Source organism: Candidatus Competibacter denitrificans Run_A_D11, assembly GCF_001051235.1.
GTDB classification, from domain to species: domain Bacteria; phylum Pseudomonadota; class Gammaproteobacteria; order Competibacterales; family Competibacteraceae; genus Competibacter_A; species Competibacter_A denitrificans.
The window spans coordinates 41,691-60,416 of record NZ_CBTJ020000001.1 but is presented as its reverse complement, the minus strand read 5'-3'; the positions used below and the strand labels follow the sequence as shown (position 1 = coordinate 60,416).

Sequence of the window (18,726 nt, the reverse complement as noted above, 5' to 3'; positions counted from 1 at the left end):
CAACATTATGGTGGCGTGGGTGCATGACGGAGGCATGGTGCAGGGTCAGCGTTCCAAGCAAGAGGATGACTACGGCGTGTTCGAATTACCGCCTCAGTTGGAAGCGGGCGACATGCTACTCGTTCTTGCCGATGGGATGGGCGGCGAACAGGCGGGTGCGCTGGCTAGCGCACTGGCGGTTCGCAGTTTTATCGAAACCTATGACATCGTGCCGCCGACCAGTGTGCCTGAGCGTCTTGAGCGCACCTTACACCACGTCAACGGGCGGATGGCCTTGGAGGTGACGACCGATCCAGAGCATTTGAGCGGCATGGGCTGCACGCTCTTGGCAGTGGTTTTGGCTGAGGAAGGTTTATATTGGATCAGCGTCGGAGATTCCCCGCTCTGGTTGTGGCGGCGGGGCAGTTTGCATCGGTTAAATGAGGATCATGCCTATCGGAGAGTTCTGGCTAGACAGGTGAGCGTGGGCAAGATCAGTGCGCAGGAGGCGGCCTGTCATCCAGATCGTAACGCATTGATCAGTGTCGTCACTGGAGAAAGCTTGCAACTGGTCGATCTATCGCGCGAGCCGTTTCCCTTGGAACCAAACGATCAGATCTTGCTGGCCAGCGATGGATTACTGACGCTGACCGAGCGGGAAATCGCCGCCGCGCTCAAAGCGGCCCGTAGCTCGCGCTCCCCCTGTCAGCGATTATTGGCGGCAGTCGGATCGCATGAGCATCCCTATCAGGACAATACTACGGTTCTTTGGGCTAAACGGGCCTGTGCGCCGACGGAGAAGTCGTTTTGGCCGCTGAAATGGACGCGCGGCGTTTTGAATGGTTAGTCTCTGGGCGTGGCTGACAGTGATTGACGGTTGGCCACCGCCGGCCCTGGTCGGTTTGGATGATCGCGTAGGGGTTGTTGCCGCTACCGGAGGGTACGGCACTGTGGAGTTGGCGCACTCGGCACGGAGTTAAGCGTTGTCTGCTTCCCGGCAATGGGCTAAATAGTTGACCGCTACACCAGCGCTTAGCCAATAACGGTGCAACAAAGGATTGTAATGCATACCAATGAGATGCTGGACAGTCAGCCCGGCGGATCGTGCCCAGCTTGCCAGTTCCGAGGGGCGGATAAATTTTCGGTAATCGTGCGTGCCTTTCGGCAGGAGTCGTAAAACATATTCTGCGCCGATGACCGCCAGCCAATAGGCTTTCGGATTACGGTTGATGGTGGAGAAAAATACATGGCCACCGGGTTTAAGCAGCCGGGCGCAGGCGGCGATAGTGGACGCCGGATCGGGTACATGCTCCAGCATCTCCATGCAGGTTACTATCTCGAAGCGGCCGGGTTCACTGTCGGCCAGTTCCTCGGCGGTAATCTGGCGATAGCTTAAGGTTGCGCCGGATTCCAGTTGATGCAGCCGCGCCACCGCCAGCGGTGCTTCCCCCATGTCGATGCCGGTGACTTCGGCGCCCCGCAAGGCCATGCTTTCGGCCAAGATACCCCCACCGCAGCCTACATCAAGCACTCGTTTGCCGGCCAGGCCGCCGCTGCGCTCGTCGATGTAATGAAGGCGCAATGGGTTGATATCGTGCAGCGGTTTGAACTCACTGTCCGGGTCCCACCAGCGACTGGCGAGTTCCTCAAATTTGGCGATTTCCTGAAAATCCACATTCGGGTGGGCAGTCGTCATATCCGGATTCACTGAGGGTTAATGAGGGTGAAAAGGCTAACAATGTAGACCGAGGTGGGGAGATTTTACGCCCGGCGTTCGATGGCGATTTTTTTCCGCCAGCCTCGCGCCCGCTGAATCAAATCCGGGCCATCCAGGGTCATCAGCTCGCGGTTGGCGAGCACTCGTTGGCCGGCAATCCAGACATCGGTGACTTGATGGCGGCTGGTGGCGTAGACCAATTGTGAAATCGGGTGATAGACCGGTTCAGTTTCGGGCTGGCATAAATCAATGGCGACGATATCAGCGGCTTTGCCCGGTTCTAGCGAACCGATTTGATCAGCCAGGCCGAGCGCACGCGCCCCGTTGAGGGTCGCCATGCGTAATACGCGGGCCGCCGGCAAGGCGGTGGGATCGCCGGCCACCGCTTTGCCCAGCAGAGCGGCAATGTGCATCTCGCCGAATAGGTCAAGATCGTTGTTGCTGGCCGCGCCGTCGGTACCGATGCCGATATTGACACCGGCGGCGTCCAGGCGAGCGGACGGGCAAAAGCCGCTGGCCAATTTAAGATTAGATTCTGGGCAATGGGCGACATGCACGCCGGTATGCGCCAGCGTTTCGATCTCGGCCGGTTCCAATTGGGTCATATGGACAGCCAACAAGCGTGGCGACAACAAGCCTAGCTTTTCGAGTTGGGCTAAGGGTCGGCAGCCGTGCTTGGCTTGAAATTGCTCAACTTCCGCAGCGGTTTCGTGGACGTGTATATGAATCGGCAGGTTAAGGTCTTCTGCCAGCCGACCGATCCGTTCGAGGGCTGACGCTGAAACGGTGTAAGGCGCGTGAGGTGCCAGCGCGGTGCGGACCAGGGGATCGGCGCGTAAACTCTCGTGTAGTTGCAAACCCTTGGTCAAATATTCATCCATGTGGCTTGCGTAACTTGTAGGAAAATCGAAGGCGATCAGGCCCACGCAGGCCCGTATTCCGCATTCTTGCGCTGCCGTCGCCACCACATCGGGGAACATATACATATCGTTGAAACAGGTGGTGCCGCCGCGCAGCATTTCGGCCATCGCTAATCGAGCACCGTCACGGACAAAGCTGCGGCTCACCCAGCGCGCCTCAACCGGCCAGATATGATCTTGCAGCCATTTCATCAGCGGTAAATCATCCGCTAGACCCCGTAGCAAGGTCATGCTGGCATGGGTGTGGACGTTGATCAGACCCGGGATCAGGACGTGTTTATCGAGATCGAGACAAGTATCGGCTTGGTAACGAGTCGCCGCTTCCGCCTGCGGGAGGATGGCGAGAATACGGCCATCTTGGATTGCGATGGTGTGGTGTTCGAGTACACGTTGTTCCGGTTCGACAGGAACGATCCAGCGGGCATTGAGCAGAGTGGCGACAGCTTGCGGCATTCGCGGTTCTCCGGATAAGGACTCCGGATTATAGACTCGAACCACAGAACAGTAATAAAAAAACGCCCCGGCAAGCCGGGGCGCAATTCAGACCGGATTAACCGGCTGAGTGAGGCAAATTACTCGCGGCACATTTCCGTGAGGGTCGTGATTTCTACCCGACGGTTTTGCGCACGGCCTTCCGGGTTATCTCTACCGTTGGGCAGGGTGTTGGGCGCGACCGGTTGCGATTCACCCATGCTGCTGGTCCGCAGTTTGCTGCTGGGGATATTTCTGGAAGCCAGATAGCTGGCTACCGTGTCCGCACGGCGCTGGCCTAACCGCATGTTGTAGGCATCGGTACCCTTGGCGTCGGTGTGACCGACCACTTTAATACCGGAAACCCGCTCGGCACGATTGATATCGGAGGCGAGCTGGTCGAGTCTGGCACGACCGCGTGGTTTGATCTCGGAGCGATCAAAGTCGAATAGCGTATCGGTGCCCAAAGTCACCTTTTCGCATTGGGCAGCCGGTTGCTCAACGGAAGCACCGCCGCCGCATTCCGGCACATCTTTCTCCGGTGTCCACCACGGAGTGCGGATGCAGCGGCCGTAGGGGTCTTTGACAATCTTGTCCCAAGGATCGACCGCATAGATGCAGCCATACTTGTTGATCGCATGGGCAGGCACGGCGGCAAACAGCACCACTGTAGCAGCCAAGCCCAAGCCAAGCTTATGCAGTTTCGTTTTCATCGATATACTCTCCCAAATAGGCACCAAAAATTTCTGTGCGCGGTACGTTAACAAACAATCTCGGTCACGGAAACCGGGGTCGGTCAAACCGCGATCATTGATTTGGCCAGTATACCGACCGATGAATACCGCATGCGGCAATTCGGCCGGCCATGATGGGTAATGATACAACTTTGTGTCAGAATTGCAAAAAATGTTGTACCAACAATAAATGAGTTAATTTTGCGCGTCATTTCGGTATTTTGGCAAGAAATTTTTGCGATAACCGCCGGTAAGTTTAGTTGCTCATGAGAGGCCCATGTAGAGTATTTCTCGGTTTTCCATCTTGCAGCGCAAGCGCTGTTCGAGATTTTTACCGAAAATAAACTCTGATTTGCAAGCTCCCCTTTCAAGGAAATGATCGTGTATGGGGAGGCTCAAAATCGTCCATACTGTTTCGCCCAATCACGGGCGCGGATTGAAATAAACCCAATATGCCTTTTGCATCTGATCGGGTACGCGCTGTCGCCTGGCGCGAAGAGGCCCTTGAACTGTTAGACCAGCGGCTGTTACCTGGCGAGATACGCTATCAGCGGTTGCTGAGCGCTGAGGAGGTGGCCCAGGCGATCCGCGAGATGGTGGTGCGGGGTGCGCCGGCCATTGGGATTACCGCCGCTTATGGGGTGGTGTTGGCGGCCAAAGCCCGCTATCACCAAGACCCACCGCATTGGCGAGAACTGGTCGAGGCGGATATACGCCAATTGGCGGCGTCTCGGCCGACCGCTGTCAATTTGTTTTGGGCGCTACAGCGCATGGGACAGCGTATTAAAAACGTGGAAGGCCCTCCGGTAGCCCAGTTGCTCGCCGAAGCGCAAGCGATCCATCAGGAGGATATCACCGCCAATCAGCGCATGGGCGAGCTGGGCGCGGCGCTGCTGGGCGAGCGAACTGCGGTATTGACCCATTGCAACGCCGGGGCGCTGGCGACCGGCGGTTACGGCACGGCGTTGGGGGTGATCCGCAGCGGATTCGCGGCCGGGCTGATTGAGCGGGTTTATGCCGACGAGACGCGACCGTGGCTGCAAGGTGCTCGACTCACTGCCTGGGAATTGATGCAGGACGGCATTCCAGTCACGCTGCTGGCTGATGGCGCGGCCAGCGCTTTGCTGCATCAGGGCAAAGTGTGCTGGGTGATCGTCGGCGCGGATCGAATTGCGGCTAACGGTGATGTCGCCAACAAGATCGGCACTTACCATCTGGCCATTGCCGCCCGCTATCACGGCGTGCGGTTCATGGTGGTGGCTCCGGCATCGACCGTCGATATAAGCCTTCAGGATGGAACCGCTATTCCTATTGAACAACGCGCCGCTGAGGAGCTACTGAGCTTGGGCGGACAACCGGTTGCGGCGGCTGGTGCAGAGGTCTGGAATCCATCGTTCGATGTAACCCCAGCGGCATTGATTGATGCCTTAGTCACGGAGCGCGGCGTGGTGTTGAGGCCAGACGGGGAGAAGATGGCGGGACTGATGGCCCCTGCAACGAACGGCTAACAATCAAGGAAGATTCAAAAACGGCGGGCAAATTCCGCTACGTTGCCCGCCGTCAGCGATCACTGCTTAGATTGCCAGGGATTTACCTTTGGAACCCAAGTCTGCAAAGGCTTCGTTCAGACGCGCGACCATGTTTTCTTCGGCAGCGCGCAGATATTTACGCGGGTCGTAGTACTTCTTGTACGGCTTGTCGGTTTCGGGATCAACCTGATACAAGAAGGCCTTGGGATTGGCGGTGACGAACTTGCCGATGGCTTCCGAATAGGCGAATTGCAAGTCGGTGTCGATGTTCATCTTGAACACGCCATAGCTGACCGCCTGGGTGATCTTGTCCTTTTCTGAACCAGAACCGCCGTGGAACACTAGGTTGAGCGGCTTGCCAGCGGTTTTATGCCGTTGCTCGATCAGCGCCTGGGAGTTCTTGAGGATTTCTGGCCGCAGTTGCACATTGCCCGGCTTATAGACGCCATGCACGTTGCCGAAAGAGGCGGCGACCGAGAAATGGCCGATGGGGGATAGCCGCTCGTAGGCTTGCAGCACGTCATCTGGCTGGGTGTAAAGGTGGGAATTGTCGGCGCTCTCATCCATTTCCTTGCCGATGCCGTCTTCTTCGCCGCCGGTCACGCCCAATTCGATTTCCAGGCTCATGTTCAACGGCGCCATCCGCTTGAGGACGCGGGCGCACTCGTTCAAATTGAATTCCATGGATTCTTCCGACAAATCCAGCATGTGCGAGCTGAACAGCGGTTTGCCGTGCTGTTTGAAGAAGGCTTCGCCGTGATCCAGCAGCGCATCGACCCAGGGGATCAGGCCCTTATTGGCATGGTCGGTATGCAGCACCGCACATACGCCATAATGCTCGGCCATGAGGTGAACGTGTTGCGCCGCCGACACCGCACCCAGGATTTTAGCCTTGGTGCCGTCTTTCAGTCCTTGTCCAGCATAGAATTGAGCGCCGCCGTTGGAAAGCTGAATGATCACGTCGGCTTGATTTTTAGCAGCTGCTTCCAGCACCGCATTGATGGTGCTGCTGCTGCTGACGTTGACTGCGGGTAGAGCGTAGCCCCCGGCCTTGGCGGCGGCCACTAAGGTCAGATAATCCTTGCCAGTAACAACACCGGGTTTAAGTTGCGCCATGAATGAATCCTCGCCGTGTGAATCGTTATGATTAAACAACATGAATAGCACAAAGCAGTATAGCTGCTCGACTGTCGCCATCAAAGCCAGATACCGGCCATCCACAGCCTTTCAACCCGAAGGGCTAACTTAAATCAGGCGACCCGTCGGTGATCAATTGCTGCTTGAGTCAGGATGAACCAGAATAACTCATTATAAAAGTGGCTTTTGGTGCTGTCTAATCACGTTAAACCCTGAGGAGGCTACATTTCATCATGGCTAAAACTGCTGAACTTTTGGGCGCCAATGCCGAGCACCTGCTTGGACATGTCTGCAAAACCATCCCCAAGGAATCGCTGCACTTGCCGGGGCCGGATTTCGTGGATCGCGTTTTCGCCGCCTCTGACCGCAACAACCGGGTGCTGGGCAACCTGCAACGGATGTTCGGTGGCGGACGCTTGGCTGGCACCGGTTTTCTCTCCATTTTGCCGGTGGATCAGGGTATCGAGCATTCCGGCGGCGCCAGCTTCGCCAAGAACCCGATTTATTTCGATCCTGAGAACATTGTCAAACTGGCAATGGAGGGCGGCTGTAATGCGGTCGCTTCGACCTATGGCGTGCTGGGCATGGTTTCCCGCAAATACGCCCACAAGATTCCGTTCATGGTCAAGATCAACCATAACGAGTTGCTGACCTTCCCCAACAAAGCCGACCAGATCATGTGGGGCACCATCAAGGAAGCCTACGATATGGGCTGCGCGGCCGTGGGCGCGACCATTTACTTCGGTTCTGCCGAGAGCGGGCGGCAAATTGTGGAGGTGGCGAAAGCCTTCCAAATGGCCCACGAATTGGGCATGGCTACCGTGCTGTGGTGTTATCTGCGCAATAACGCCTTCAAAACCAAAGAAAAGGACTACCACGTTTCCGCCGACCTGACCGGCCAGGCTAATCACCTGGGCGTCACCATCGAAGCCGACATCATCAAGCAGAAACTGCCGGAAAATAACGGCGGCTTTGAAGCGCTGAATATGGGCGGCTCCAGTTACGGCAAGTTCGATAAGAAGATTTACACCGAGCTGGCGAGCGATCATCCGATTGATCTTTGTCGCTATCAAATCGCCAACTGCTACATGGGTCGCGCGGGCCTGATCAATTCCGGCGGCGAATCCAAGGGTGCGGGCGACTTGGAGGCGGCGGTGATGACGGCGGTCATCAACAAGCGGGCGGGTGGTATGGGTCTGATCTCCGGCCGCAAAGCTTTCCAGCGGCCAATGAAAGAAGGCGCAGCTATTTTGAACGCCATTCAGGATGTGTATCTCGATTCGAGCGTAACGGTTGCCTGATCAGCTAGCGGCGGCCTTTCCTTAAAAAGCCTCGCCCAGCGCGAGGCTTTCACCGAGTCTCCTAAGCCGACTGCATGGCGGGTGACTTGCATCCGCTGCGCCGCTACAATCCCTCTCTTTTGTCAGTTTGGTGCGGAGACGGCCGTCATGCAGGAACTCAATCCCTATTTCAACCTGATTAGCGACTTGCGGGGGCGCTGTGCGTCTCTCAGGGGGTACCTTTGACTTCGAGACCAAGCGCGAGCGGTTGGATGAGGTCAACGGCGAATTGCAGGAACCCAATGTTTGGAACGATCCAGAACGGGCGCAGGCGCTTGGCAAGGAGCGGGCGCAACTGGAAGCGGTCGTTAATCGGCTGGCAAGTCTTGACCGAGGCTTGAACGAAGTCGCCGAATTGTTATTGCTGGCTGGAGAAGAAGGTGACGAGGCGGCGGTAACAGAGGTGGTGCGGGATTTAGAGCGGTATGCGGGCGTGGTGGCCGATCTCGAATTTCAGCGGATGTTTTCAGGCGAACTGGACGCCAATAATGCGTTTCTTGATATTCAGGCCGGTTCCGGCGGCACTGAAGCGCAAGACTGGGCCGATATGTTGCTGCGGATGTATCTGCGCTGGGGCGAGCGGCGCGGCTTCAAAACCGAATTACTGGAAGTGACGCCGGGCGAAGTCGCCGGTATCAAGAGCGCTAGCATCAGCTACGAGGGCAGCTACGCTTATGGTTGGCTGCGCACTGAAACCGGTGTGCATCGCTTGGTGCGCAAATCACCATTCGATTCCGGCAACCGGCGGCATACCTCCTTCGCGGCCGTGTTTGTGTCCCCGGAAGTAGACGATGACATTGAAATAGACATCAATCCCGCCGATTTGCGGGTCGATGTGTTTCGGGCCTCTGGCGCTGGTGGCCAGCACGTCAACCGCACGGAATCCGCCATTCGTATTACGCATTTGCCGACCAACATCGTGGTGCAGTGCCAGAATGACCGTTCCCAGCACAAGAATCGCTCCACCGCGATGAAGCAGCTCAAGGCCAAGCTATACGAGTTGGAGATCCAAAAGCGCAACGCCAAGGCCCAGGCGGTGGAAGACTCCAAGTCAGACATCGGTTGGGGGAGCCAGATTCGTTCCTATGTGCTGGATCAGTCCCGTATCAAGGATTTGCGCACCAATATCGAAACCAGTAATACCCAAGTGGTGTTGGATGGTGATCTCGACCAATTTATCGAAGCCAGCTTAAAAAGCGGTTTGTAATCAAAAATTAATGGATGGGTGCGCCATGTCTACTGAGTCCGAGGTTACGCCTTCAGAACTGACCGAACTGCTGGATGAAAATAAGCTGATCGCCCTGCGCCGTCAGAAATTGACCGAATGGCGTCAACAAGGCAACGCCTATCCCACCGATTTCCGCCGCGATTCATTGGCGGCCGAACTGCACGCGGCGTATGGCGGAAAGGATCATGCTGAGTTGGAAGCCAATCCGGTACGAGTTGCCGTTGCTGGACGGATGTTGGCCAAGCGGATCATGGGCAAGGCGAGTTTTGCCCGGTTACGCGATATGTCCGGCGATATACAGATATTTATTCAGAAAAGTGCGGTGCCGGAAGGTCGCTACGAGGCGTTCAAGAATTGGGATTTGGGCGATATTCTCGGCGCCGAAGGTGTGGTGTTCAAAACCAAGACCGGCGAACTGTCCGTTAAAGTCGATACGCTGCGCTTGCTGACTAAATCGCTGCAACCCTTGCCGGAAAAGTTTCACGGGCTGGCCGATCAGGAAACCTGCTACCGACAGCGTTATGTGGACTTGATCATGAACGAGTCTACACGCGCCACGTTCAAGCTGCGCTCGGCCATCATCGCCCACATCCGTGAGTTCTTTAACCAGCGCGGTTTTTTGGAAGTCGAGACGCCGATGATGCAGCCGATCCCCGGCGGCGCGGCGGCGCGGCCGTTTATCACCCATCACAACGCGCTGGATATGCAATTGTATCTGCGCATCGCGCCGGAACTGTATTTGAAACGGCTGGTGGTCGGCGGTTTTGAGAAGGTTTACGAGATCAACCGCAATTTCCGCAACGAAGGTTTATCGACCCGCCATAATCCCGAATTCACCATGCTGGAGTTCTATCTGGCCTATGCCGATTACCGGGATTTGATGGATTTGACCGAAGCGTTGTTGCGCGGTATGGCGCAAACGCTACTCGGCAACACCCAATTGCACTATCAGGGCGGATCCTGCGATTTTGGCCAGCCCTTCCAGCGGTTGACGGTCAAAGAGGCCATTTTACGCTTCAATCCTGAGCTGACGGCCGCGCAACTTGATGAGTTGGCCACCGCGCGCCGGATCGCGGAAGGCTTGGGGATAAAAATTCAAGCCGATTATGGTTTGGGTCGGGTGCAACTGGAGATTTTCGAGCAGACGGTCGAGCATCAATTGCGTCATCCGACCTTTATCACCGCGTATCCGACCGAAGTATCACCCTTGGCCCGCCGTAACGATGCTGATCCCAGCATCACCGACCGTTTCGAGTTGTTCATCGGTGGGCGAGAAATCGCCAACGGCTTTTCCGAGTTGAACGACCCGGAAGATCAGGCGGAACGGTTCCGCAAGCAAGCCGACGCCAAAGCCGCCGGTGATGCCGAAGCCATGCACTACGACGCCGACTACATCCGGGCGCTGGAATACGGTTTGCCGCCAACGGCAGGGGAGGGCATCGGCATTGACCGGCTGGTTATGCTGTTCGCCGACGTTCCATCGATCCGAGACGTGCTGCTGTTCCCGCACCTGCGGCCGGAGTGAGTCGGTTTGCGGGTGGCGTTTGGGGATCAGCTCACTGCCGGCAAGCCGCAGAAGGCCTTTCTGATTCCGGATAACAACCTGAAGGCGCATCACGTCAGGTAGTGGCCTACTGGTTGCGGGACCGCCGTGAACAGAACGCACGATCAAAAAATTGGCGGGACGAGACGAAATCGCCAAATTATTGACATGCTGGTAACCGATCAGCAATATTTGCTCAAAAAATCGCATATTCACATATTTTTAGAATGGGCATCGATATTGCATATCTCGTCTCCAGCCGAGACTGACACGGCCTACAGACCTAACACCCGAACAATAGCAAATAAATCTATATCGTTATTGAAAATAAATAGCGATCCAGATTTTATATATCTTTAATTTTAAGGAATATAAGGTACTCAATGTGAATACGAATTGGTTTTCTGGATTAAAGCTAGGGCTAAAATTACAAATTACTACTTTGTTACTTGCCATTGCTTTGAGTATATTTGGATTTTTTTATCTGAATATTCAGTCACAAATTGCTTTTCAAAATAATCAAATTAGTGAAATACAAAAACAAAGCGCTTCCACAACTGAGTACCTAACGACAGTTTTAGGGTTTCTTGGTGAAGTTATCAATATTGATTCATTGGTCACGGCAAGAAAAAAATTTGAAGAAAAAGTTAACGCATTAGCCATCGAAGAGACAAAGCGTATCGAGAATAATGTCTCAAAGGGCGATATATTGATCAAACGCAATAACGAATTATTTTCTGAAGTTGAGAAGTTAACTGAGAGTTCGATTACAGCATCAAATAAGTTCATTAATGAAATGTCCGTACGGTTGGCTGATGCGGCAACAGAGAAAGAGGTTACAAAACTTGAAAGGCTAGTGATCGCTGGCGCCAGCTTAAATTCCAATTCTAATCATATTATCCAAAAGAAGTTTCTTGAAATCAAACTGGGTCGCGGAAAACCTGACCAACTTATCGAGCTTCTCGATCAAAGCATCAAAAATGCTGAAAAGGATGTTGAGAACCTAAAAGGCACACCTTTTGAAAATCTTGTGGTTCAGGCGCGACAAAACAATTTAAGAATCAAAGAAATTGGGCTAGAATATATTAGTAATATCGCCCTTCTACAGAAATTACGTTCAGAAACAGAATCAACTCGCTTAGCAGTTACAGAAACATTACTCCAACGTGCTGGCGATAGTATCAAGACTGCTTTTTCCTCGATTAGCTCCTCGCTGACTCTTCAACTTCTGATTTTGGGTTCCTTAATTTTGCTTGTAGCTTTGATTCAAGCGGGGTTAGCTCGTTCGATCGGTCAATCGATGACGATCCTCACCGAACAGATCGAACAGATGGCTAAAGGTAAGATCGTTCGAATAGCGGAGGAAAAGCTGCTTAAACGAGAAGATGAAATCGGCAAGGCAACTTCGGCGCTGGACACTTTTGTCAATATGTTTGGAGGTGTTATTGCGACTGTGCAAACCACAACTGGAACTGTCAATTCCGCCGCGGCCGAGATTGCGCGAGGGAGCGGGGACTTGGCGCAGCGGACGGAAGAGCAGGCGTCGGCGCTGGAGGAGACGGCCTCGTCGATGGAGGAGCTGACGGGGACGGTGAAGCAGAGCGCGGAGAACGCGGGGCAGGCGAACCGGCTGGCGGGGGCGGCGCGGGCGCAGGCAGAGCAGGGGGGGCAGGTGGTGGAGCAGGCGGTGGCGGCGATGGGGGCGATCCACCAGAGCAGCAAGAAGATCGCCGACATCATCGGGGTGATCGACGAGATCGCCTTCCAGACCAACCTGCTGGCGCTGAACGCGGCGGTGGAGGCGGCGCGCGCGGGCGAGCAGGGGCGGGGCTTTGCGGTGGTGGCCGGGGAGGTGCGCAAGCTCGCCCAGAGGAGCGCGGACGCGGCCAAGGAGATCAAGGCGCTGATCACCGACAGCGTGGCCAAGGTGGAGGGCGGCGGGCAGCTGGTGGAGCGCTCCGGGCAGACGCTCCAGGAGATTGTCGTCTCGGTGAAGAAGGTGAGCGACATCGTGGCGGAGATGGCCGCCGCCAGCCGGGAGCAGGCCTCGGGGATTGAGCAGGTCAACCGGGCGATCCTGCAGATGGACCAGACCACCCAGCAAAACGCTGCCCTGGTCGAGCAGACCGCCGCCGCCAGCCACGCCATGGGCGAACAGGCCCAACACCTCCAACAGCTCATGGCCTTCTTCAAGCTCGATGACAAGGCCACATCGGGCACACCTAACACAGCCAGTAAGGCTGTCCTGCCTCAAGCGGCGACGGCAACCTCCCCATCCGCCAAGGCGCGTTCCGACTTGCGGCCCGTGCCCGGCGTCGCCTCGCGCCCGAGCAACCCCAAGCCCCGCCCCGCCACCCGCCCGGCCCCGGCCGAGAAAAAGACCGCCACCGCGCCCGAGGAGTGGGAGGAATTTTAAGCTGGCCTTAACGAGTCATTCGACATTTAAAAAACAAGTAACCCCGCACCAAGTTGCGGGGTTATTGATCAAAAAGCCTCAAATTATTTTGAAGCTCGATAAAATTGTTTCACTTCAGAAGCTAGCAATAAATTTAAACAAGAATTTATTGCCTTTAAAGCGATTTTCGGCGGTCGTTTCGGAATTCCAACTGCCGACAAAGCTCATGTGATTGTAATCGTATTTGATGGCCGGCCCTAAGGCAAATACCTTTCCACGATTTCCGTTCGACTCAACGGCTTTTCCGTTTATCTTATCGTCGGTCGTCTGCTGGAGATAATAACCTCCCAAACCCGCCGCCCACGGACCAAAATGCTGGCCGATCAAATAATCCAGATGAAACTCATTACCAGACTGGTAATTCGTATCATCATTTTTGGTTTTAATGTTATACATCAGCTTGGCCGATGCTTCAAAACCATTCGGTGAAAGATAGCTAAATGCCAAAACTGGCTCGAAGCTGAAGTAGTTAGCACCGATGCTGTCGGTAGGGTCGGTGCTGTCGTATTTTCCCGTGGGTAAATTAATGTCCAGCCCGGCCGTAACATGCCATTCTGGCGAAAGATGCCAGCCGATGATGATTGGATCAATGGTAATATCGCCCAGGCCAAAGACATCGCCGTCGCCGATGCTGGGAATTGGAGTTTCCAAACTCTGATAGACCAAAGGCACTATCGCATGCATAGCCCAAGCACCGCCCAAAATTTGATAATTGCTGACATAAACATAACGGAAGGCATTAAAAACTGCGCTTACGTTTAGGTCCGGCACTTTGTCGCCTTGATTATCGCGGTAGTCGCCTCCGTAATAACCGAGGTAATTCATAAAATAATGGCCGGCGGGCGGCAGCGCCCCCGATAAAAAATTTTCGATACCGTTAGGGTATTGGTCGGGTCCCTCCTTAGCTAAACTGAATGGACTCGCTAGAACGGCGGCTGTTGCAAGCAACATAACATGTTGAGTTTTCATTCTAAGCTCCAATAAAATATTTTACATTTATCAATTTAGGAGTTACGCAGTTGGATCTCTAACGCTCTGATTTTAAAAGAAATCGACTTGTGCGGCAGACAACCGAAATCTTCTATTAATCAATCACTTAGAATTTCAACTGCGTAACTCCTACAATTATTAAATGGTTTTAAATCGCGTTATTCAAACAAGCGATGAAACTGTTCTCAACCATCGCTTGAAGCAAAGCAGATACCATGCCAGCTATTGAATACAGTTCAAAACCCTTAAACCGTAAAGCTGTTTATGCATGGACGCAGTCTGTCCCCGATTTCACTCGGGGTTCATTGCAGGCAGGTGTGAACCCGTGTTCAGGTACTTGTTAAATCTCGACCAGCGTCCCCAACTCGACCACGCGGTTGGTGGGAATACGGAAGAAATCGGTGGCGCTCTGGGCGTTGCGCAGCATCCAGATGAAATACAGCTCGCGCCACAACATCATCGGCGGCGCCAGTTTCGGCACCACCACCTCACGGCTGAGGAAGAACGAGGTTTTTTCCATCTCGAAGGCCAAGCCTTTCTCACCGCACAACTCCAGCGCCTGGGGAATGTCCGGCTGCTCCATGAAGCCGTAACGGATAAACACCCGATAAAAACTTTGGCCGAGATCGGTGATTTCAATGCGCTCCGCATCGGTGACCGAGGGAACCTCAGCGGTGAGAACGGTCACGAACACGCTGCGGGCGTGCAGCACTTCATTATGCTTGATGTTATGCAGCAGCGCCGACGGTGCGCCTTCGGGTCGGCTGCTGAGATAAACGGCGGTGCCGCTGATGCGGGACAAGCTGCGCTTTTCAAGCGACTGGATGAACTGGTTGAGCGGCATGGTGAGGTTGCCCATCTCCTTGAACAGCAGTTGCCGTCCCCGCCGCCAGGTGGTCAACGTGGTGAAAGAGGCCAAAGCGATGATGATCGGGAACCAGCCGCCTTGGAAGAGCTTGATGGCGTTGGCGGAGAAGAAGGCTACGTCAATGAGCAACAAGGTCAAAAGCAGCGGTGCGGCCAGCCAGGGATTCCAGCGCCACGCCAGGAAAATGACGAAGGAGACCAAAATGGTGTCGATCATCATGGTGCCGGTTACCGCGATGCCGTAGGCCGCCGCCAGGTTACTGGAGGACTGGAAGCCGAACACCAGCGCCATGACGGCGATATACAGCGTCCAATTGGTGAAGGGGACGTAGATTTGCCCGGCTTCCATGTGCGAGGTATGGACGATCTTCATGCGCGGCAAGTAGCCGAGTTGCACCGCTTGGCGAGCGACCGAAAACGCCCCTGAGATTACCGCCTGCGAGGCGATGACAGTTGCCGCCGTGGCTAGCGCCAACATCGGAATCAAAGCCCAGGAAGGCGCTAACAAATAGAACGGATTTTCAATCGCCGTCGGCTGCTTGAGCAACAGAGCGCCCTGGCCATAGTAGTTCAACACCAGCGCCGGTAACACGAAGCTAAACCAAGCCAGGCGGATCGGGAATTTGCCGAAATGGCCCATGTCGGTGTAAAGCGCCTCGCCGCCGGTGACCGCCAGCACAATCGCGCCGAGGGCAAGAAAGCTTTCCCAGGGATGGCGAGCCAGAAACTCAAGCGCATAGAGCGGGTTGAGGGCCGCCAAAACAGCGGGCGCTTGCAAAATGCTGAACAAGCCGAGCAAACCAAGTACGCCAAACCACGCGCACATGATCGGGCCGAAGAAGCGACCCACCACGCCAGTCCCATGTTTTTGAATCGAAAACAGCGCGGTTAACACAACGGCAGTAATCGGTAGGATGTAATCCTTCAGGCCCGGCGCGACCACGTTCAGCCCTTCGACTGCGCTCAATACCGAGATCGCCGGTGTGATCATGCTATCGCCATAAAACAGCGCGGCGGCGAAGATGCCGAGCATGGTGACAAACCAGGTGGCCGGCGAATTCTTGGTCATTTCGGTCACGCGGGCCAGCAGAGCTAAACTGCCACCTTCGCCCCGATTGTCGGCGCGCATGATGATGGCGACGTATTTCAGCGTCACCAAGGCCATGATGGTCCAGAAGATCAGGGATAAGACGCCGAGGATGCTCTCCGGCTCAACCGGTATCGGATGAGAGCCAGTGAAGGTTTCCTTGAGGGCGTAAAGTGGACTGGTGCCAATGTCGCCGAAAACAACGCCGATGGTTCCTATGATCAGCGCTGACGAGCGGCTTTTTTCATGCGTGGACATCGTGCTAGCCCTCTCTGGTTATTGTTATTCGCACTCCGGCCGGCTCCGGACTCATCGTCTCTTCGGGCGATGATGCAACGCATCATAAGATGCGGTGCGCACGAAATCAATAACACCAAGCTTGTAGGGACAAGGACTTAGCGGGTGGACGGTTGGATCGCAATGCGCGTTTACACTGCTCGATTGGGCCTGGCTGGCTGGGTGTGTAGGTTGGCGATAGCGCTGCGCATTGGGATGACCAGGCCGTGCTCTCGACAACGAGCGTTGGTTTGTCCAGGTACCATCGCCACCGGACATTTGCAGTTAGGGCATACGGTATAAATGATAGGAGCAAGGCTCATGGCTACGATTCCTTAGTGAAGGGGATTGTCCTTAAAGATTTAGGTCTATTGATACTGCCTTTGTTACCGCAATGCAACAAAAAATTGTTATTACGCAACATAGTAGCGTAACAGATACAAATGCTCGGCCTTGACTGATTGGGTCGTAGTAATCAATGGCGCGCTTGGCGGCGTTTTAGCGAAGATAGGGATGGGTGCTGTGGGATGGGGAGCGAGCCTGGGATTGGCTGGGATTGCAGAAATAAGGGCAAACCTTTTGCACCATTGTTTTTGTAATCTTCTACCAGCCTGTCGCGGGCTATGGCTTCGGGGACATTCAAGGCTACGGTCAGCCCTCGGTACACTAAATCGAACAGCCGATCCAGGGCGAATTGATGCGTCTGGCCGGTAGCGGCGAACAGCCAATCGCTGAAGATCAGTAAGCGTCCGAACGGGTCATCGCCGAGCAGTAACGGGCGAGTGTGACGGAAACGTCCTGAATTACCGATCAAATCCCAGTAGCGGGCGAAGCGTTCCAGACGGCGTACTGTGGCAAAATCCAGCAACCTCGAACACAGCAGGTTGTAGGGCGGATGCGGGTTGTAGCGATAGCCGAATTCAGCACTATGGCGACTGATGGGGGCACCGCGCAGCCGTTTCAAAATGCCGACCTGGATTTCATGCGGGTCGAGCGCGACCAGCCGATTGAAGCCCGCCGCGAAGCTGGCCATATCCTCGCCTGGCAGGCCGACGATCAAATCGGCGTGCAGGTGTGCTTGGGTGTGTTGGCGCAGCCAGTGCAAATGCTCCTCGGTTTTGCGATTGTCCTGTTTGCGGCTGATTAAGGCTTGGACGGTGGGATTAAAAGTCTGAATGCCGATCTCAAATTGCAGTGCTCCGGCAGGAAATCGGGCAATCCGTTCTTTGAGCGCGTCCGGCAAATGATCGGGGATTAGCTCGAAATGGAGGAATAGTTGCTTATCCAGCCGCTCCAGAAAGAAATCTAAAATCCGCCCCCCGATTTTGGCATTCAGGTTAAAGGTGCGATCCACGAATTTGAAATGGCGCACGCCGCGTTCATAAAGCCCTTCCATCTCTGTGAGAAACCGTTCTAACTCGAACGGCCAGGCCGTTTTATCCAGTGCGGACAAACAGAATTCACATTTGAACGGACAGCCCCGCGAGGCTTCAACGTAAATCAGGCGATGGGCGATGTCCTCATCGGTGTAAAAGTGATATGGCAGAACGAGTTGATCCAGCGGTGGTGGGTCGGCATGAATAATGTTTTCAACGGGTGGTTCATTTGCTATTAAGCGGCGGCAGAGTTCGGCAAAGGCGAAATCGGCCTGGCCGGTAATGAGGTAATCCGCTAAGGCAAAAAGCGGTTGTTCCTCCCATTCATAACTGACTTCCAGGCCGCCCAGTACAATGATTAAATTGGGCCGCACCTGTTTGAGCAAGGCGACCACCTGCGTTATTTCCGCCACATTCCAGATATAAACGCCGAATCCAATAATACGCGGCTGCGTGGCCAGTATGGCCTCGGCAATGTCCAGCGGGCGCTGGGTGATAATAAATTCCTGAATGGTCGTTCGTGCCTGCAAATCACCCATATTGGCTAGCAGATAGCGTAGGCCAAAGGAGGAATGGAAATAACGGGCGTTAAGAGTAGTTAGTAGAATCGTGGGCATGGCGGAAGGCTGAAAGAAAAAGGAGCGCATGTATTCAGCATGACGCTCCGTTCTCAATAAAGCGTGGCGACAAGGGATTTGCGAGACGTTCCCTGCTCTACCAACTGAGCTACAGCCGCCATTGCAATGAGCGGCTGGTGGGAGTCGAACCCACGACCTGGGGCGTGATAGGCATGTAGTCCCGCGAGCATTCGCCACGGCAACTGAAAGGCGGCGACCAGGATTGATGAGACATTTTTTCTTCGCGTCTTCATTCCGCCACGACCGCTTGCGAGCGGTCGGCAGGATTTGCACCTGCACATGACGACATCATCATAAAGAAACCTATGTAGTCCCACCGGCATTCGCCGCCGTAAAACAAACCGCCCGAACTGGACAAGGAAGTGACCGAGAGGATTGGCTCTTAACAGGAGATGTACTCCCGGTCGGGCATTCCAGGACGAACGGCAAAACCATTACT

13 protein-coding genes are annotated in these 18,726 nt (G+C 54.8%); 6 read left to right on the top strand and 7 right to left on the bottom strand.

Annotated elements, in window-relative coordinates:
* Nucleotides 1–7 precede the first annotated feature (7 nt).
* A complete protein-coding gene (locus BN873_RS00180) occupies nt 8–826 on the top strand; it encodes a PP2C family protein-serine/threonine phosphatase (protein WP_048669844.1) in 819 nt (272 codons plus the stop codon).
* Nucleotides 827–955: 129 nt separating this feature from the next.
* Here BN873_RS00180 and ubiG read toward each other — a convergent pair whose 3' ends face one another.
* From ubiG to BN873_RS18680, 3 genes are all read right to left on the bottom strand, one after another.
* Nucleotides 956–1,675: a bifunctional 2-polyprenyl-6-hydroxyphenol methylase/3-demethylubiquinol 3-O-methyltransferase UbiG gene (gene ubiG, locus BN873_RS00175; RefSeq protein WP_048669843.1), complete on the bottom strand. Its 720-nt coding sequence runs from the start codon at nt 1,673–1,675 to the stop codon at nt 956–958.
* Nucleotides 1,676–1,740: 65 nt separating this feature from the next.
* Complete coding sequence (locus BN873_RS00170; RefSeq protein WP_048669842.1) at nt 1,741–3,069, bottom strand: TRZ/ATZ family hydrolase; 1,329 nt, start codon at nt 3,067–3,069, stop codon at nt 1,741–1,743.
* A 119-nt stretch (nt 3,070–3,188) separates the two neighbouring features.
* Nucleotides 3,189–3,800 carry an OmpA family protein gene (locus BN873_RS18680; protein WP_139031612.1) on the bottom strand — a complete coding sequence of 204 codons (612 nt, stop codon included), beginning with the start codon at nt 3,798–3,800 and terminating at the stop codon, nt 3,189–3,191.
* A 473-nt stretch (nt 3,801–4,273) separates the two neighbouring features.
* Here BN873_RS18680 and mtnA point away from each other — a divergent pair, with 473 nt between their 5' ends.
* Nucleotides 4,274–5,329, top strand: coding sequence for an S-methyl-5-thioribose-1-phosphate isomerase (gene mtnA / locus BN873_RS00160; RefSeq protein WP_048669841.1), 1,056 nt, complete (start codon nt 4,274–4,276; stop codon nt 5,327–5,329).
* A gap of 66 nt (nt 5,330–5,395) precedes the next feature.
* Here mtnA and fbaA read toward each other — a convergent pair whose 3' ends face one another.
* Entirely contained in the window at nt 5,396–6,466 is a 1,071-nt protein-coding gene (gene fbaA / locus BN873_RS00155) for a class II fructose-bisphosphate aldolase (RefSeq protein WP_048670083.1), read from the bottom strand.
* A gap of 254 nt (nt 6,467–6,720) precedes the next feature.
* Between fbaA and BN873_RS00150 the strand changes: the two genes are divergently transcribed.
* The 4 genes from BN873_RS00150 to BN873_RS21100 all read left to right on the top strand — a co-directional run bounded on the left by BN873_RS00150 (nt 6,721) and on the right by BN873_RS21100 (nt 13,014).
* Nucleotides 6,721–7,788 (top strand): class I fructose-bisphosphate aldolase, encoded by a 1,068-nt coding sequence (locus BN873_RS00150; RefSeq protein WP_048669840.1) that lies wholly within the window; start codon nt 6,721–6,723, stop codon nt 7,786–7,788.
* Between the two features lie 147 nt (nt 7,789–7,935).
* Nucleotides 7,936–9,034, top strand: a protein-coding gene (gene prfB / locus BN873_RS00145; protein WP_102046976.1) for a peptide chain release factor 2 whose coding sequence is annotated in 2 segments (ribosomal slippage) — nt 7,936–8,010 and nt 8,012–9,034 — 1,098 coding nt in all. Because the reading frame shifts where the segments join, the coding sequence is not laid out codon by codon here.
* A 25-nt stretch (nt 9,035–9,059) separates the two neighbouring features.
* On the top strand, nt 9,060–10,580 hold the full coding sequence (gene lysS, locus BN873_RS00140) for a lysine--tRNA ligase (protein WP_048669838.1): 1,521 nt from the start codon (nt 9,060–9,062) through the stop codon (nt 10,578–10,580).
* 403 nt (nt 10,581–10,983) lie between these two features.
* Nucleotides 10,984–13,014: a methyl-accepting chemotaxis protein gene (locus BN873_RS21100; protein ID WP_053085184.1), complete on the top strand. Its 2,031-nt coding sequence runs from the start codon at nt 10,984–10,986 to the stop codon at nt 13,012–13,014.
* A gap of 114 nt (nt 13,015–13,128) precedes the next feature.
* Here the strand turns inward: BN873_RS21100 and BN873_RS00130 are convergent, their stop codons facing one another.
* From BN873_RS00130 to BN873_RS00120, 3 genes are all read right to left on the bottom strand, one after another.
* On the bottom strand, nt 13,129–14,022 hold the full coding sequence (locus BN873_RS00130) for a SphA family protein (protein ID WP_053085183.1): 894 nt from the start codon (nt 14,020–14,022) through the stop codon (nt 13,129–13,131).
* A 361-nt stretch (nt 14,023–14,383) separates the two neighbouring features.
* Entirely contained in the window at nt 14,384–16,255 is a 1,872-nt protein-coding gene (locus BN873_RS00125; RefSeq protein ID WP_048669836.1) for a potassium transporter Kup, read from the bottom strand.
* A gap of 493 nt (nt 16,256–16,748) precedes the next feature.
* Nucleotides 16,749–18,266, bottom strand: coding sequence for a B12-binding domain-containing radical SAM protein (locus tag BN873_RS00120; protein WP_048670081.1), 1,518 nt, complete (start codon nt 18,264–18,266; stop codon nt 16,749–16,751).
* Nucleotides 18,267–18,726 lie beyond the last annotated feature (460 nt).

Excerpts from the sequence above, each read along its gene's own strand:
- BN873_RS00180 (WP_048669844.1), top strand. The coding sequence starts at position 8 with ATGGTGGCGTGGGTGCATGACGGAGGCATGGTGCAGGGTCAGCGTTCC.
- ubiG (WP_048669843.1), bottom strand. The coding sequence starts at position 1,675 with ATGACGACTGCCCACCCGAATGTGGATTTTCAGGAAATCGCCAAATTT.
- BN873_RS00170 (WP_048669842.1), bottom strand. The coding sequence starts at position 3,069 with ATGCCGCAAGCTGTCGCCACTCTGCTCAATGCCCGCTGGATCGTTCCT.
- BN873_RS18680 (WP_139031612.1), bottom strand. The coding sequence starts at position 3,800 with ATGAAAACGAAACTGCATAAGCTTGGCTTGGGCTTGGCTGCTACAGTG.
- mtnA (WP_048669841.1), top strand. The coding sequence starts at position 4,274 with ATGCCTTTTGCATCTGATCGGGTACGCGCTGTCGCCTGGCGCGAAGAG.
- fbaA (WP_048670083.1), bottom strand. The coding sequence starts at position 6,466 with ATGGCGCAACTTAAACCCGGTGTTGTTACTGGCAAGGATTATCTGACC.
- BN873_RS00150 (WP_048669840.1), top strand. The coding sequence starts at position 6,721 with ATGGCTAAAACTGCTGAACTTTTGGGCGCCAATGCCGAGCACCTGCTT.
- lysS (WP_048669838.1), top strand. The coding sequence starts at position 9,060 with ATGTCTACTGAGTCCGAGGTTACGCCTTCAGAACTGACCGAACTGCTG.
- BN873_RS00130 (WP_053085183.1), bottom strand. The coding sequence starts at position 14,022 with ATGAAAACTCAACATGTTATGTTGCTTGCAACAGCCGCCGTTCTAGCG.
- BN873_RS00125 (WP_048669836.1), bottom strand. The coding sequence starts at position 16,255 with ATGTCCACGCATGAAAAAAGCCGCTCGTCAGCGCTGATCATAGGAACC.
- BN873_RS00120 (WP_048670081.1), bottom strand. The coding sequence starts at position 18,266 with ATGCCCACGATTCTACTAACTACTCTTAACGCCCGTTATTTCCATTCC.